The following is a 14,500-nucleotide window of genomic DNA, read 5'->3' as shown; positions in this document are numbered from 1 at the left end:
CGCCAGCCCGGTGGCGTGCCGGCCCAGCCGGGACGACCGGACGGCACGCCGGCAACGGACCGGACACGTTTGGACATCGATCTCTCATCTACCTGATGGGACACCCTTCGAGGGATCGGCGCTCTTCTCTATCCTGGCGGCCATGGTCAGCAGCAGCTCACGTGCCCGCGCCGCCGCCACCGCCGCCGTTCTCCTCGTCGCGGTGGCCGGATGCGCACCCCAGGAAGTGACCCCCACCCCCGACGCCGTCCCCACGGCGGCCACCTGCGCCAAGGACAGCCTGAAGACCCGGACGCCGGGCAAGCTCACCGTCGCCACCGACGAACCCGCGTACGAACCATGGTTCAAGGGCAACAAACCGGACACCGGCGAGGGCTTCGAGGCCGCCGTCGCGTACGCGGTGGCGGAGAAGCTCGGCTACGCCCGGGGGGACGTCACCTGGACCCGGGTCAAGTTCGACACCGCCATCGCCCCCGGCCCGAAGACCTTCGACTTCGACATCAACCAGTTCTCCATCACCGAGGAGCGCAAGCAGGCGGTCGACTTCTCCGCCCCGTACTACCTGGTGCGGCAGACGGTCATCGCGCTCAAGTCCTCGAAGATCGCCGGGAAGAAGTCGGTGGCGGACCTCAAGAACGCCAAGCTCGGCGCCCAGGTGGGCACCACCAGCTACCAGGCGATCACCGCGCTGATCAAGCCGACGGTGAAGCCGCAGGTCTACAACAGCAACGACGACGCCAAGAAGGCCCTGCAGAACGGTCAGCTCGACGGTCTGGTGGTCGACCTGCCGACCGCGTTCTACATCACCGGGTCGGAGCTGCCCGAAGCCACCATCGTCGGCCAACTGCCGCAGGTGGGTGCGCCGGAGGCGTTCGGGCTGCTGCTGGACAAGGACTCACCGATCACCCTGTGCGTCAGCAAGACCGTCGGTGAACTCTCCGGGGACGGCACGCTCAAGCAACTGGAGCAGAAGTGGCTCGCCCAGGTGGCGGGGGCGACCGAACTCCAGTGAGCCGGGTGTCACCACACCACGACAGCCCGGCCGCGCCCCGGCGACACGTCCCGTCGACGGCGCAGCGGCGGCGGGCCGCGTACCGGCGTCGGCAGACGACCCGCAGCGTGCTGGTCGCCGCCGCCTCCACGGCGGTGCTCGGCACGCTGCTGGTCGTCGCGGTCACCGGCGCGCCCGGCTGGGACCGGGTCCGCCGGTCGTTCCTCGACCGGCAGATCGCCCTGGAAGCCCTGCCGGACGTGCTCGCCGGGCTGTGGCTCAACGTCCGGCTGCTGGCCTGCTGCGCCGTCGGGGCGCTGCTGCTCGGCCTGCTGATCGCGCTGCTGCGGACCCTGCGCGGGCCGGTCTTCTTCCCGGTCCGCGCGCTCGCGGCGGGCTACACGTACACCTTCCGGGGTCTGCCGCTGATCATCGTGCTGTACGTGCTCACCCTCGGCGTGCCCGGCCTGCGGTTGCAGGGGATGCCCCCGGTGCTGGTGCTCGGCGGGCTGGCGCTGGTGCTCACCTACGGCGGTTACCTGGCGGAGGTGTTCCGGGCCGGCATCGAGTCGGTCCACCCGAGCCAGCTCGCGGCGGCCCGCTCGCTGGGGCTGACCTACCGGCAGACCATGCGGCACGTGGTGCTGCCGCAGGCCGTCCGACGGGTCGCGCCGCCGCTGCTCAACGACGTGGTGGCGTTGCAGAAGGACGTCGGCCTGGTCTCCCTGGCCGGCCCGATCGACGCCGTCCGGGCGGCGCAGATCGCCACCGCGCAGACCTTCAACTACACCCCCTACATCCTGGCCGGGGTGCTGTTCGTGCTGCTCGCCATCCCGCTGATCGCGGTCACCGACTGGGTGACGCTGCGCTCGGCCCGACGCCAGTCCGGAGGCTGAGATGGCCGTGCTGACCTGCCGGGGGCTGCGCAAGGAGTTCGGCGGTCAGGTGGTCCTCGACGGGCTCGACCTGACCGTCGAGGAACACCAGGTGGTCGCCCTGATCGGCGCGTCCGGGTCGGGCAAGTCGACCCTGCTGCGCTGCGTCAACCTGCTGGAGGAGCTGGACGACGGGACCATCGAGCTGGACGGCGTGGAGATCTCCGACCCCCGGGTCGACCCCGACCGGGTCCGCCGGCGCATCGGCATGGTCTTCCAGTCGTACAACCTGTTTCCGCACCTGAGCGTGCTGGACAACGTCACCCTCGCGCCGCGCCGGGTGCATCGGCGGGAGCGGGCCGAGGCCGAGGCGCAGGCCCGGGAACTGCTCGACCGGGTGGGCCTGGGCGGGAAGGCCGACGCCTACCCGGACCGGCTCTCCGGCGGCCAGCAGCAGCGGGTGGCGATCGTCCGGGCGCTGGCCAACTCGCCCCGGCTGATGCTGCTCGACGAGGTCACCTCGGCGCTCGACCCGGAGCTGGTCGGGGAGGTGCTGGCGATGATCCGGGACCTGAAGTCCGCCGGGATGACCATGGTGCTGGCCACCCACGAGATGGGCTTCGCCCGGGAGGTCGCCGACCAGGTCTGTTTCCTCGACGCCGGTCGGGTGGTCGAGGCCGGGCCACCCGCCCAGGTGCTCGGTGAGCCGACCCACCCGAGGACCCGCCAGTTCCTCAAGCGGATCATCGACGCCGGCCGCCTGTAAGGAAGGGCCCCTCACCAGCGCCTTCCGTATAGGAAGGGGCCCTTCCCGACCAGCGCGACAGCGGGACCCGGGATCAGCCGAGGGTGCGGTCCAGGAACGCCCGTACTGCGGCGTGGAACTCGGCCGGTCGATGGATGTGCGGGGCGTGTCCCGCGTCAATGGTGAGCAACTCACCGGCGGGCAGCGGGTGGTCAGTGGGCGAAGCCGACGCGGTGGGGGTTGGTGGTGGCGGTACGAATCGCCAGGGCGGCGTCGAGGGCGGCGACGGTGGCCGACCAGCCCTTGTCCTCGGCCGAGCCGGGCAGCCCGGCCCGGTCCCGGGCCTGGTCGAGGGTCTCCACGGTCAGCACCCCGTGCGCCACCGGCTTGCCCTCGTCCAGGGCGACCCGGGTCAGCCCGTCGGTCACCGACCGGCAGACGTAGTCGAAGTGGGCGGTCGCACCGCGCACCACCACGCCCAGGGCCACCACCACGTCGCAGCGCCGGGCCAGGGCCTGCGCCACCACCGGCAGCTCCACCGAGCCGGCCACCCGGGCCGTCACGGCCCGCGCACCGCACGCCTGCGCGGCGGCCACCGCCCGGTCGAGCATGTGGTCGGTCAGCTCGCCGTGCCAACGCGCGGCCACCACCCCGACCGTCAACCCGGTGGCGTCCACCGGGGTCACTCCCGGTTCACCGAAACCCGCCATGGTCATGCTCCGATCTCGTCGCCGGGGACCGGCCGGCCCATCGGGGCCTCGGTCACCTCGTCCAGCTCGTCCAACAGATGGCCCATCCGGTCCCGCTTGGTCCGCAGGTAGCGGACGTTCTCCGGGTGCGGCCGGACCGGCAGCCCCTCCCGGCCGGTGACGGTCAGCCCGTACCCCTCCAGGCCGGCACGCTTGGCCGGGTTGTTGGTGAGCAGCCGCATCGACCGCACGCCCAGGTCGTAGAGGATCTGCGCGCCGGTGCCGTAGTCCCGGGCGTCGGCGGGCAACCCCAGGTCGAGGTTCGCGTCCACGGTGTCGCGGCCCTGGTCCTGGAGCTGGTACGCCTGGAGTTTGTGCAGCAGACCGATGCCCCGCCCCTCGTGGCCGCGCACATAGAGCACCACGCCCCGCCCCTCCCGGGCGACCCGGGCCAGCGACGCCTGCAACTGCGGCCCGCAGTCGCAGCGCAGCGACCCGAAGACGTCCCCGGTGAGACACTCGGAGTGCACCCGGACCAGCACGTCGTCGCCCTCGCCCAACTCGCCGAAGACCAGCGCGACGTGTTCGGCCGGGTCGTGTTCGGCCCGGTAGCCCAGCGCCCGGAACACCCCGTACGGGGTGGGCATCCGGGCCTCGGCGACCTGCTCGACCTGCTTCTCGTGCCGCCGCCGGTAGGCGACCAGGTCGGCGATGGTGACCAGGGTGAGCGAGTGCTCGACGCAGAACTTTTCCAGATCCGGCAGCCGCATCATGGTGCCGTCGTCGTTGACCAGCTCGCAGAGCACCCCGGCGGGCCGCAGCCCGGCCAGCCGGGTCAGGTCGACCGCCGCCTCGGTGTGCCCTGGTCGGCGCAGCACCCCGCCGGCACGGGCGCGCAGCGGCACCACGTGGCCGGGGCGGGCCAAATCCGTCGGGTCGGTGCCGGGGTCGGCGAGCAGCCGGATGGTGTGCGCCCGGTCGGCTGCGGAGATGCCGGTGCTGACCCCCTCCCGGGCGTCCACGGTCACCGTGTACGCGGTGCCGCGCCGGTCCTGGTTGGTGTGGTGCATCGGCGGCAGGTCCAACCGGTCGCACTCCGCCTCGGTCAGCGGTACGCAGACGTAACCGGAGGTCCAGCGGACCATGAAGGCGAGCAGCTCCGGGGTGGCCAGCTCGGCGGCGAAGATCAGGTCGCCCTCGTTCTCCCGGTCCTCGTCGTCGACCACCACGACGGGCCGGCCGGCGGCGATGTCGGCCACCGCCTCCTCGATGCGGGCAAAGGTGACACCGTGCGTGCTCATGCCACGACCTCCGAGTAGGTGGGCGGGATCGGCGCGGACGCCGTACGGGCGGCCCGCGAGGTGCGCCACCAGGCGGCGAAGCCCCAGCCGCAGAGTGCGCCGTAGACCAGGTACATCGCCGCCGAGGGATAGAAACCGCCGCGCAGCAGCAGCGGTACGCCGACCGCGTCCACGGCGATCCAGACCAGCCAGAACTCCACCCAGCCCCGGGCCATCCCGTAGGTGGCCAGCAGGCTGCCGGTGAGGATCCAGGCGTCCGGCAGCGGCCCCCAGGAGCCGAGCGCGGCCAGCAGCGGATAGCCCAGCGCGGTGCCGACGACGGCGGCGAGCAGCAGGCCCAGCCGTTCCCGGCCGGTGGCCCAGCGGGGGGTGACCGCCGGGGCGTCCCCACCCTGGCGGCGGTTGCTCGACCAGCGCCACCAGCCGTAGACGCTGACCGCGAAGAAGAAGACCTGCCGGCCGGCCTGGCCGTAGAGGTCGTGCGCCTGCGGGGTGGCGAACACGCCGCCGAGGAAGACCGTGAACAGCAACCCGTTGCCGATCATGCCGACCGGCCAGGCCCAGACCAGCCGGCGCAACCCGAGCAGCGCCGAGACCAGCCCGAAGGCGTTGCCGACGATCTCCCGGACGAGCACCGGGGAACCGACGACCTGCACCTGGGCGTCGAGCAGCCAACCTATCGGGCCGGTCACCGCGCACCCCCGCCGACCGACGGGAGCACCGGGCCACCGGCGTTCCCGGCCACCGGCCCGTGGGGGCCTGCGGACGGCGGTGCGCCGTCGCCGGGCAGGCGGGTGCCGAGGAGACGTTCGACGTACTTGGCCAACACGTCCACCTCCAGGTTGACCGGGGCACCGACGCCCCGACCGCCGAGCGTGGTGAGCTTGAGGGTGGTGGGGATCAGCCCGACGGTGAACCAGTCGTCGCCCACCGCCGCCACGGTCAGCGACACCCCGTCGACGGTGATCGAGCCCTTCTCCACCACGTACCGGGCCAGGGCGGCGGGGAGCCGGAACCGCAGGGTCTCCCACTGCGCGGCCGGCTCCCGGGAGAGCACCTCGCCGACCCCGTCGACGTGGCCCTGCACCAGGTGTCCGCCGAGCCGACTGTTCAACGCGGCGGCCCGCTCCAGGTTGACCGGGTCACCGGGGTGCAGCCCGCCGAGCGCCGAACGCCGCAGGGTCTCCCCCATCACGTCGGCGGTGAACACCCCGCCGTCGACCTCGACCACGGTCAGGCAGACCCCGTTGACCGCGATGGAGTCGCCGTGCCGGGCGTCGGAGGTGACCAGCGGGCCGCGGATCGCGACCAGCGCCGAGTCACCCCCCGTGTCGGCGATCCGGACGACCTCGCCCAACTCCTCGACGATGCCGGTGAACATGTCAGGCCTCCCTCTTCCGGGGCAGCGCGGTGATCCGCAGGTCGGATCCGACCCGGGTAACGTCGGTGAGTTCCAGATCGATGGCGTCGGCGATGGTCGTCACACCGGCGTCGATCAATGCGGTGGGGCCACCCCCGAGCAGCTTCGGCGCGACGTAACCGACGACCCGGTCGACCAGGCCGGCGGCGAGGAACGCCCCGGCCAGCCGGGGGCCGCCCTCCAGCAGCGCGGCGCGTACCCCCCGGTGGTGCAGTTCGGCCAGCAGGGCCGGCAGGTCGACCCGGCCGTCCGGGCCGGCCCCGACCTCCGCGACGGTGGCGATCCAGGTGCGGGCGGCACCGTCGCGGACCCGGGCGTCGGCCGGGGTACGCCCCGCGCTGTCCACCACCACCCGCAGCGGCTGCCGGATGGCCAGGGTGCCGTCGCGCAGGTTACGGGCGGTCAGCCGGGGATCGTCGGTGAGCACGGTGCCGACCCCGGCGATCACCGCGTCCACGGTGCCGCGCAGCGCGTGCACGTCCATCCGGGCGGCCTCGGAGGTGATCCACATGCTGCTGCCGTCGACCGCCGCCGACCGGCCGTCGAGGGTGGCGGCGTACTTCCAGATGAGGTACGGCCAGCCGCGCCGCATCGAGGTCAGCCAGGCGACGTTGCCGGCCTCGGCCTCGTCGGCGCGTACCCCGAACTCGACCCGCACCCCGGCGGCGCGCAGGGTGGCGGCACCACCCGAGGCGACCGGGTTGGGGTCGGGCACGGCGACGACGACCCGGGCGATGCCGGCGCGGATCAGCGCGTGACTGCACGGGCCGGTACGACCGGTGTGGTCGCAGGGTTCCAGGGTGACCACGGCGGTGCCGCCCCGGGCCCGCTCACCGGCCTGGGCGAGTGCGACGATCTCGGCGTGCGGCCCGCCGGTGTAGGCATGGAAGCCCTCCCCGACGACCGTGCCGTCCGCGTCGAGCAGCACACAGCCGACGACCGGGTTGGGGCTGGTGGTGCCGAGGCCCCGGGCACCCAGCTCGATGGCACGACGCATCGCCTCGTCCACGGAGACGCCGCCCATGCCCTGCCCTCTCCCTCGCCGGTCCGCGCGCGGGCGGTACGGGAGGAACGGGCAGGCGGCGGCGGAACCGGGAACGGCAGGGCCGCCCCCGGGGGAGCCCACGCGCGGCCGGATGACGCCCGCGCAGGCCCGCCCCGCCCGCGCGCTGTCTCCCATCCGGACTGTCGGGGGTGCGGACGGACCGCTCCCCCACCGTCGGCCCCGGATTCTCACCAGGTCCACCGGGCGGCACAGCCGTCCGGGTCGCGGGCTTACCACTGTTACGTGGATCACCGCCGGTTCGGAATTTCACCGAGCCCCGCCAGCGCGTGGTGGGTACATGCGAAGTCTTACACGTCACCCCGGGAGGTCCGCCACCTCCAGCGTGCTACTTCACACCCCGTCGGCGCGGCGGCGGTCCACCGCGACGTATGACCCCGGTTGGCTCTTGGCGACCGTTTTCATCTCACTGGCCACGGCGATCGCGTCCAGGGGGTCGGTGAAGCGTTTGCGGGCGTCCGAGAGCGAAACGCCGATCGACAGCGTGACCAGGGCGGCCCGCCGGATGTTGCCCCGGCGGTCCTTCAGCTCGACGAAGCCGCGCTCCCGGTCCGTCGGGTCGTAGAGGGTGTCGGCGGACTTCTCGAAGTCGACCACGGCCCGGGAGGTCAGCGGGCGGATCTGCTCGGGGGCGCAGACGATCACGAAGTCGTCGCCGCCGACGTGACCGAGGAAGGCCGGCGGCAGCCCGATCGCCACCACCGCCCGGTGCAGGCTGCGGGCCAGCGCGGAGATGAACTCGTCGCCCCGGACGAAGCCGTACCGGTCGTTGACGCTCTTGAACCGGTCGATGTCGATGTAGCCGACGGCGTAGTCGACGCCGCTGCGGACCCGGTCGCTGATCTCCCGGCGGATGCGGCTGTTGCCGGGCAGGCCGGTCAGCGGGGAGACCTCGCGGAACTCCTTGTTGCGGCGCAGCGTGGAACTGACCCGGGCCACCAGCTCGGCGGTGTCGAACGGTTTCACCAGATAGTCGTCGGCACCGGCGCTGAGCCCGTGCACCTTGTCCACGGTCATGCCCTTGGCGGTCAACATGATCACCGGCAGCGCCGAGGTGATCGGGTTGGCCCGCAGTCTCCGGGTCAGTTCCAGGCCGTCGATGCGCGGCATCATCAGGTCCACCACGGCCAGGTCCGGCCGGTGCCGCTCGACCATGTCGAGGGCCTCCTGACCGTCACCGGCATGCAGCACCTCGAAGCCGTGCAGCCGCAGGTTGAACTCGACGAAGCGGGCGATGTCCTCGTCGTCGTCGACGACCAGGATCACGTCGGGACGGTCGCCTGCGGGTTCCACCTCAGGCCCCGGGGGCAGCGCGCTCCGCGAGCCCGCGCAGGCGGCGGACCGCCTCGGCCGGGTCGGCCGCCCCGTACACGGCGGTGCCGGCCACGAAGGCGTCCGCGCCGGCCGCCGCGGCCTGCTCGATGGTGTCGGCGGCGATCCCGCCGTCGACCTCGATGCGCAGCTCCAGGTGGCCGCTGTCGACGTGCCGCCGGGCCACCCGCACCTTGTCGAGCAGCTGCGGGATGAACCGTTGCCCGCCGAAACCGGCCTTGATCGTCATGATCAGCAGGGTGTCGAAGCTGGGCAGCAGGTCGAGGTACGGCTCGATTGGGGTGTCCCGGTCGATGGCCAGCCCGGCCCTGGCGCCGGCCGAGCGCAGGTCCTTGGCCAGGGCCACCGGGTCGTCGCACGCCTCGGCGTGGAAGGTGACGTTGTACGCGCCGGCGTCGGCGTACCCGGGGGCCCACCGCCGCGGGTCGGTGATCATGAGGTGCACGTCGAAGGGGAGCCGGGTCACCGCCCGCAGGCTCTGCACCACGGGCAGGCCGATGGTCAGGTTGGGCACGAAGTGGTTGTCCATCACGTCGACGTGCAGCCAGTCCGCGGCGTCCTCGACGGCGCGGACTTCATCGGCGAGGCGGGCGAAATCGGCGGCGAGGATGCTGGGCGCGATGATCGACGGCGGTACGGTCACAGGGCAAGTGTACGAACGCGGCCATCCGCCGCGGACAGCACGGCACCATGAGCGACGCCCTGTGATCCAGGCGTGACCCACGGTGCAGCATCGGCTCCCTTCGGCGGGAGTGCGGGACGAATGGCCGGTGGCGACTGGCCGAACGGCACCGAAATGACGACACTCCATCAGGGATGGTCACGTATGCTGCTCGCCCGTCGACGGGTGACGCCACATGGGGCACGGCGACGGACCGTCATGGCGCGGGAAGGGCGAACGATGCGACGGTGGTTCGTGGCGGTGGCGGTGGCCGGCGCGGTGACGGTGTCACTCAGCGGCTGCGTGTCGCAGCACAGCGCCGACGGCGACCTGCTCGACGACTGGCCGGTGCTCCCGGTGGCCCAGTCGTTCGTGCCCGCCACCGACGCCTGCCTGCCCCGGATCACCCCCGTCGTGCAGGCCGGCACCTACGAGACGGTGGACTGTGCGCGCAGCCACCTGGCCGAGGCCGTCCACGTCGGTACCTTCACCGGCGCGGTGACCCGGGGTGAGCGGCCCGAGCCGGGCTCCGCCGCGCTGCGTCCCGCCCGCACCGAGTGCGACCAGCGGGCCCGGGCCGTGCTCGGCGGTGACTGGCACTCGGCCCGGCTCACGATGAACATCGCGCTGCCGTCCAACTCGGCGTGGAACAGCGGGGCCCGCTGGTTCCGGTGCGACCTCAGCGAGACCGACAGCATCGACAACACCCGGCCGGTCAACCGGGTCGGCAGCCTGCGCGGGGCGATGGTCGGTGACAACCCGCTCAGCCACCGCTGCTTCGATCCCAAGCTGATCGGCAACAACCTCAACTACATGGCCCCGGTGCTGTGCTCCGAGCCGCACCGCGCCGAGTTCGTCGGCGTCTACCTGGAACGCAGCGACCTGAGCTGGGCCGATTTCAGTCGCGCCAACCAGCGGGTGCACCGGCGGTGCATGGCGCTGATCGCCGGTTTCGCCGAGGTCCCCAACAACAGCGAGTTGCCGTACCGGGCCGGGTCGATCTTCTATCCGCCGTCGCAGCGGGAGTGGGAGGAGGGCGACCGCGGCATCCGCTGCTTCCTCTGGAGCGACGACCGCAAACTGACCCGCTCGATGCGCGGCGCCGGCCCCAAAGGCCTCCCCATCACCTAACCCCAACCCCACCCCCCACCCCCACCCGAGTTGATCAAGAGGTTTACGTCAGGATCGCGCTGGCGGGTGACGTAAACCTCTTGATCACCGAGGTCAGGCGGGGGTGGGTGAGGGTGGGTGGGGGTGGGGTTTGGGGTGGGTTAGTTGCGGCGGAGGACGGCCAGGAACATGGCGTCGGTGCCGTGGCGGTGGGGCCAGAGTTGGACGGTGGGGCCGTCGCCCAGGCCGGGCATGCCGGACGGGAGCAGGGTACGGGCGTCCACGAAGTCCGCCGGCACCCCGGCGCGACGGGCGGCCTCGGTGACCGTCACGTGCGTCTCCACGGTGTGCGGGGAACAGGTCACGTAGGCGACCAGACCACCCGGGCGGGTCGCCCGCAGCGCGGCGGCGAGCAGCTCCCGCTGCAACCGGGTCAACGGAGGCAGGTCCGACGGCTGCCGCCGCCAGCGCGACTCCGGCCGACGACGCAGCGAACCCAACCCGGTGCACGGGGCGTCGACCAGCACCCGGTCGAAGTGCCCCTCCGGCAGTTTCGGGTCCGCCCCGACGGTGCGCCCGTCGGTGTGCAGCACGTTCACCGGCAACCCCCGGGTGGCCTGTTCGACCAGCCGGGCCCGGTGCTCGGACACCTCGACCGCGGTCACCCGGGCGCCCCGCTGCGCGGCGAGCGCACCGAGCAGCCCGGCCTTGCCGCCGGGGCCGGCGCACAGATCCAGCCAGCGCCCGTCGGGGCCGTCCAGCGGGCCCGCCGCCAGCGCGTTCGCCACCAACTGGGAACCCTCGTCCTGCACGTGGGCCCGACCGTCGGCCAGCGCCGGCAGGTCACCGGGGGCCCCACCGGCCAGGTAGACCGCGTACGGGGAGAACGCGCCCGGAGCGCCGCCGACCTCGTCGGCCAGCTCGACCGGGTCGGCCCGGCCGGGACGGGCACACAGGTGCACCGGCGGGCGCTCGTTGTCCTCGATCAGCAGCCGGGTGACCTCACCCAGGTCACCGTCGAGGGCGTCGGCGAAGGCCCGCACGATCCACTGCGGGTGGCTGTAGGTCACGGCCAGGTGGCCGATCGGGTCGGCCGTCGGGGACGGAGCGAGCTTGGTCACCCAGGCGTCGAGGTCCTGGCCGGCCACCTCGCGCAGCACCGCGTTGGCGAACCCGGTGGCCCCCTCCCCCACGGTGCGGACCAGGTCGACCGTGGACGACACGGCGGCGTGCGCCGGTACCCGGGTGTGCAGCAGCTGGTAGGCCCCGAGCCGCAGCGCGTCACGCACCGGCGGGTCGATCCGCTCGACGTCCCGGCCGGCCGCGGCGGTGAGGATGGTGTCCAGGGTGCCGAGCTGACGCAGCGTGCCGTAGGTCAGCTCGGTGGCGAAGGCGGCGTCCCGACCGGTCAGTCCCTGCTCGCGCAGGATCACCGGCAACACCAGGTTGGCGTACGCGTCGTCGCGGTGCACCGCCGCGACCGCCTGGTACGCCGCGTACCGGGGCAGGTCCACGGCCGGGCGGACCGGGCGGCCCGGCCGCCCGCCCCGCGTGTCGTCCCGGCCACCCCAGCCGCCGGTACGGGCGGTGCGGTCCCCCCGGAAGCCGCCACTCGGCCGATCAGGTCGCCGGTCGTCGCCGCGTTGCTCACGTCGCCCGCCGTCGACAGGGCGCTCGGGTCGTTGCGTCGGCCCGGTCACGCGAGTTCCTCCCCGGCACCGGCCCGCACGCCGCGCGCCCAGTCGGCCGCCGGCATCGCCCGCTTGCCGGCTGCGCGCACCTCACCGAGTTGAACGGGTACGGTCGCCGTGCCGGCCAGCACGCGGGACTTCTCCACCAGCAGTTCTCCAGGCTTCAGTTCGGGGCCGTTGCCGACCGGGGTGACCGGGCCGAGCTTGACCCGCTCGCCCCGGAAGGTCGTCCACGGGCCGGGGGCCGGGGTGCAGGCGCGGATCCGACGGTCCACCGCGAAGGCGGGGTCGGTCCAGCGCACCCGGGCGTCGTCCACGGTCAGTTTCGGGGCCAGCGACACCCCGTCGGCGGGCTGCGGTTCGGCCCGGGCGGTGCCCGCCTCGATCGCGTCCAGGACGGCCACCAGCAGCCCGGCGCCGGAGTGGGCGAGCCGCTCCAGCAGGTCGCCGGAGGTGTCGGTGGGGCGGATCTCGTCGGTGAGGGTGCCGTAGACCGGGCCGGTGTCCAGCCCCTGTTCCAGCTGGAAGACGCTGGCCCCGGTCAGCTCGTCGCCGTGCAGCACCGCGTGCTGCACGGGTGCCGCGCCCCGCCACGCGGGCAGCAGTGAGAAGTGCAGGTTGATCCAGCCGAACCGGGGGATCTCCAGCGCCGCCGGGGGCACCAGCGCGCCGTACGCGACGACCGGCACGCAGTCGGGTGCCAGCGCGCCGAGCCGGTCGAGGAACTCGGGCTCCCGGGGCCGGGCGGGGGTGAGCACCTCGACGCCGTGCTCGTCGGCCCAGGCGCCGACGGGTGAGCGGAGCACCCCCGGCCCCGTCCGGCGGGGGCGTCGGGGCGGGTCACCACGGCCACCAGGTCGTGCCCGGAGGCGTGCACGGCGGCCAGGGCGGGGACGGCGACCGCCGGGGTGCCGGCGAAGATCAGACGCATCGGCGGGTCACCGGCCCAGACCGAAGGGGCCACCGGCGGCGTGCGGGCTGACCTTGACGGTGGGTGGGGCGGCGTCGTCGTACCAGTCGGCCTGGCGGATCGCCTTCATCGCCTCCTTGCGCCCGGCGGGGTCCAACCGGTCGAGGAAGAGCACCCCGTCGAGGTGGTCGGTCTCGTGCTGGACACAGCGCGCCATCAGCCCGGTGCCGACGATCTGCAACGGGTCGCCGTAGCCGTTGTAGCCCTTGGCGACGACGTTCTGCCGGCGCTTGGTGTCGAAGTAGAGCCCGGGGATGGACAGACAGCCCTCCGGGCCGTCCTGCTCCTCGGTGTCGGGGAACTCCAGCACCGGGTTGACCAGGTGGCCGAGCACGTCGTCCACCTCGAAGGTGAAGACCCGCAGGCCCACCCCGAGCTGGGGGGCGGCCAGCCCGGCGCCGCCACGGTCACGCATCGTGTCGGTGAGGTCGGCGATGAGCCTACGCAGCTCGACGTCGAAGTCGACGACCGGATCGGCCGGCGTGCGCAGCACCGGGTCCCCGAACAGACGGATGGGCTGGACGGTCACGCGGGGTGGCTCCTTCGTTGGACGGCGTGGTGCCGTACCAGTCTACGGAGTGCCGAGGTGGTGTCGGCCGGCGTACCGCGACGGGTCGGGATGGTGCCGCTGACGCCGGCGTCAGGCGTTGGCGCCCGGTTCGCCGGCCAGCACCGCGTGGTCGCCGAGCAGGGCGTGCGCGGGCAGCGGGAGCCGGGTGCCGTGGGCGGCCTCCCAGTCGTGCACGAGGCTCGGGCGCACGTGGGCGGCGAAGTAGTCGACGGCGCTGGTCTGCCCGACGACCGGCTCGTCCACCTCGGCGACCAGTTGCGCCGGCACCAGGGAGAACCCGTTGCGCAGGGCGGCGCTGAGCCGGCGGTGCCCGTCGACGACGAAGAAGTACTCGCCGGTGAAGCCGATCCGCAGCGGTTCGAGCGCCTCGTCGCCGGCCGCCGCCAGCCCGCCGACGAACTCGGACCCGTCGAGCCCGCGCAGGGTGGCGACGTCCTCGGTCGGGTAGACCCGGGCCGGGTCCAGCAGCAGCAGCGGCGGGGCGTCACGCAGCACGTCGGCACCGAGGCGGCCCTCGTACACGTCGACGATGTGGGTGATGACCTCCTCGGCGGAGGCGCGGGTCGTGTCGCAGACCAGGTCGTAGTTGCGCAGCCGGGCCTTGTCGACGCCGTAACGCAGGATGAACCGGTTGCGCTCGCTCTCGCTGCGTTCGCGCAGCTTGGCCTCCGCCTCGTCCAGCGAGGTGTAGCTCTCCGCCGGGCCGGAGGGGCGCAGCAGCACCCGGCGGGCCGCCTCGGCCGGCTCGGTGATCATGTGGACCTTGAGCGCGTGGGTGAAGAAGTGCCAGGCCAGCCGGGAGTCCATCACCAGCGACTCGCCGGAGGCGGCGATGTCGCGTTGGAGCTGGTCGACGTAGCCGTCGACGGCCTGGTCCAGCTCGGCGTGCAGGTTGAGCTGGAGGGCGGTCATCTGCCGCTCCTGCGCCATCTGCCGGTAGAGGTCACCGACGCTGACCCGGCGCAGGCCCAACCGCTGGGCGATCTCGACGGAGACGGTGCTCTTGCCGCTGCCGAGGTCACCGTTGAAGACGATCGACTGACGAACGGTCACGACTGACCCACCCCTGCTCACCGGCTGC

14 protein-coding genes, 1 pseudogene and 1 riboswitch are annotated in these 14,500 nt (G+C 73.0%); of the genes and pseudogenes, 4 read left to right on the top strand and 11 right to left on the bottom strand.

Translation table 11 applies throughout. From position 1 onward, the window contains the following. The first annotated feature begins 142 nt into the window (after positions 1-142). Genes J7462_RS31245 through J7462_RS31235 form a run of 3 tightly spaced genes read left to right on the top strand, consistent with a single transcriptional unit; the run spans position 143 to position 2,632 of the window. Positions 143-1,012 (top strand): transporter substrate-binding domain-containing protein, encoded by an 870-nt coding sequence (locus J7462_RS31245; protein ID WP_208570179.1) that lies wholly within the window; start codon positions 143-145, stop codon positions 1,010-1,012. Between the two features lie 5 nt (positions 1,013-1,017). After that, on the top strand, positions 1,018-1,887 hold the full coding sequence (locus J7462_RS31240; RefSeq protein ID WP_219469753.1) for an amino acid ABC transporter permease: 870 nt from the start codon (positions 1,018-1,020) through the stop codon (positions 1,885-1,887). 1 nt (position 1,888) lies between these two features. Next, the gene (locus tag J7462_RS31235; protein WP_219469749.1) at positions 1,889-2,632 is read left to right on the top strand and encodes an amino acid ABC transporter ATP-binding protein; all 744 of its coding nucleotides are present in this window, start codon (positions 1,889-1,891) and stop codon (positions 2,630-2,632) included. 191 nt (positions 2,633-2,823) lie between these two features. Here J7462_RS31235 and ribH read toward each other — a convergent pair whose 3' ends face one another. The 7 genes from ribH to rpe form a co-directional block, all read right to left on the bottom strand. After that, positions 2,824-3,321 (bottom strand): 6,7-dimethyl-8-ribityllumazine synthase, encoded by a 498-nt coding sequence (gene ribH, locus J7462_RS31230; protein WP_219470879.1) that lies wholly within the window; start codon positions 3,319-3,321, stop codon positions 2,824-2,826. A 2-nt stretch (positions 3,322-3,323) separates the two neighbouring features. Beyond that, the gene (locus tag J7462_RS31225; RefSeq protein ID WP_219469746.1) at positions 3,324-4,601 is read right to left on the bottom strand and encodes a bifunctional 3,4-dihydroxy-2-butanone-4-phosphate synthase/GTP cyclohydrolase II; all 1,278 of its coding nucleotides are present in this window, start codon (positions 4,599-4,601) and stop codon (positions 3,324-3,326) included. After that, the gene (gene pnuC, locus J7462_RS31220) at positions 4,598-5,293 is read right to left on the bottom strand and encodes a nicotinamide riboside transporter PnuC (protein ID WP_208570175.1); all 696 of its coding nucleotides are present in this window, start codon (positions 5,291-5,293) and stop codon (positions 4,598-4,600) included. Before pnuC ends, J7462_RS31225 begins: the two co-directional genes overlap by 4 nt. Further along, entirely contained in the window at positions 5,290-5,982 is a 693-nt protein-coding gene (locus J7462_RS31215) for a riboflavin synthase (RefSeq protein WP_255597958.1), read from the bottom strand. Before J7462_RS31215 ends, pnuC begins: the two co-directional genes overlap by 4 nt. 1 nt (position 5,983) lies before the next feature. Next, positions 5,984-7,045 carry a bifunctional diaminohydroxyphosphoribosylaminopyrimidine deaminase/5-amino-6-(5-phosphoribosylamino)uracil reductase RibD gene (gene ribD, locus J7462_RS31210; protein WP_219469743.1) on the bottom strand — a complete coding sequence of 354 codons (1,062 nt, stop codon included), beginning with the start codon at positions 7,043-7,045 and terminating at the stop codon, positions 5,984-5,986. A 140-nt stretch (positions 7,046-7,185) separates the two neighbouring features. Further along, positions 7,186-7,355: riboswitch (FMN riboswitch) on the bottom strand. A 62-nt stretch (positions 7,356-7,417) separates the two neighbouring features. Beyond that, positions 7,418-8,395: a response regulator gene (locus J7462_RS31205; protein WP_219470877.1), complete on the bottom strand. Its 978-nt coding sequence runs from the start codon at positions 8,393-8,395 to the stop codon at positions 7,418-7,420. Further along, positions 8,379-9,059: a ribulose-phosphate 3-epimerase gene (gene rpe / locus J7462_RS31200; RefSeq protein ID WP_219469740.1), complete on the bottom strand. Its 681-nt coding sequence runs from the start codon at positions 9,057-9,059 to the stop codon at positions 8,379-8,381. The genes J7462_RS31205 and rpe overlap by 17 nt, the downstream gene beginning before the upstream one ends. A 258-nt stretch (positions 9,060-9,317) precedes the next feature. Between rpe and J7462_RS31195 the strand changes: the two genes are divergently transcribed. Next, on the top strand, positions 9,318-10,208 hold the full coding sequence (locus J7462_RS31195; protein ID WP_219469735.1) for a septum formation family protein: 891 nt from the start codon (positions 9,318-9,320) through the stop codon (positions 10,206-10,208). Positions 10,209-10,348: 140 nt separating this feature from the next. Here J7462_RS31195 and J7462_RS31190 read toward each other — a convergent pair whose 3' ends face one another. The 4 genes and pseudogenes from J7462_RS31190 to J7462_RS31175 form a co-directional block, all read right to left on the bottom strand. Next, entirely contained in the window at positions 10,349-11,887 is a 1,539-nt protein-coding gene (locus J7462_RS31190; protein ID WP_308291084.1) for an RsmB/NOP family class I SAM-dependent RNA methyltransferase, read from the bottom strand. Next, a pseudogene (gene fmt / locus J7462_RS31185) lies at positions 11,884-12,809 on the bottom strand (methionyl-tRNA formyltransferase). The gene J7462_RS31190 and the pseudogene fmt overlap by 4 nt, the downstream one beginning before the upstream one ends. A gap of 7 nt (positions 12,810-12,816) precedes the next feature. Next, positions 12,817-13,377: a peptide deformylase gene (gene def / locus J7462_RS31180; RefSeq protein ID WP_208570169.1), complete on the bottom strand. Its 561-nt coding sequence runs from the start codon at positions 13,375-13,377 to the stop codon at positions 12,817-12,819. A gap of 111 nt (positions 13,378-13,488) precedes the next feature. After that, positions 13,489-14,472, bottom strand: a complete 984-nt coding sequence (locus J7462_RS31175) for an AAA family ATPase (protein WP_208570168.1) — start codon at positions 14,470-14,472, stop codon at positions 13,489-13,491. Between the last annotated feature and the right edge of the window lie 28 nt (positions 14,473-14,500).

This window comes from Micromonospora sp. RL09-050-HVF-A, assembly GCF_019374995.1.
GTDB classification, from domain to species: Bacteria; Actinomycetota; Actinomycetes; order Mycobacteriales; family Micromonosporaceae; genus Micromonospora; species Micromonospora antibiotica.
Note: the sequence above shows the minus strand (reverse complement) of the source record. Positions and strands in the feature narration are given on the sequence as shown.

Coding starts and splice junctions, on each gene's coding strand:
- ribD (WP_219469743.1), bottom strand. CDS start 7,045: ATGGGCGGCGTCTCCGTGGACGAGGCGATGCGTCGTGCCATCGAGCTG.
- J7462_RS31235 (WP_219469749.1), top strand. CDS start 1,889: ATGGCCGTGCTGACCTGCCGGGGGCTGCGCAAGGAGTTCGGCGGTCAG.
- J7462_RS31215 (WP_255597958.1), bottom strand. CDS start 5,982: ATGTTCACCGGCATCGTCGAGGAGTTGGGCGAGGTCGTCCGGATCGCC.
- J7462_RS31245 (WP_208570179.1), top strand. CDS start 143: ATGGTCAGCAGCAGCTCACGTGCCCGCGCCGCCGCCACCGCCGCCGTT.
- J7462_RS31195 (WP_219469735.1), top strand. CDS start 9,318: ATGCGACGGTGGTTCGTGGCGGTGGCGGTGGCCGGCGCGGTGACGGTG.
- J7462_RS31225 (WP_219469746.1), bottom strand. CDS start 4,601: ATGAGCACGCACGGTGTCACCTTTGCCCGCATCGAGGAGGCGGTGGCC.
- ribH (WP_219470879.1), bottom strand. CDS start 3,321: ATGGCGGGTTTCGGTGAACCGGGAGTGACCCCGGTGGACGCCACCGGG.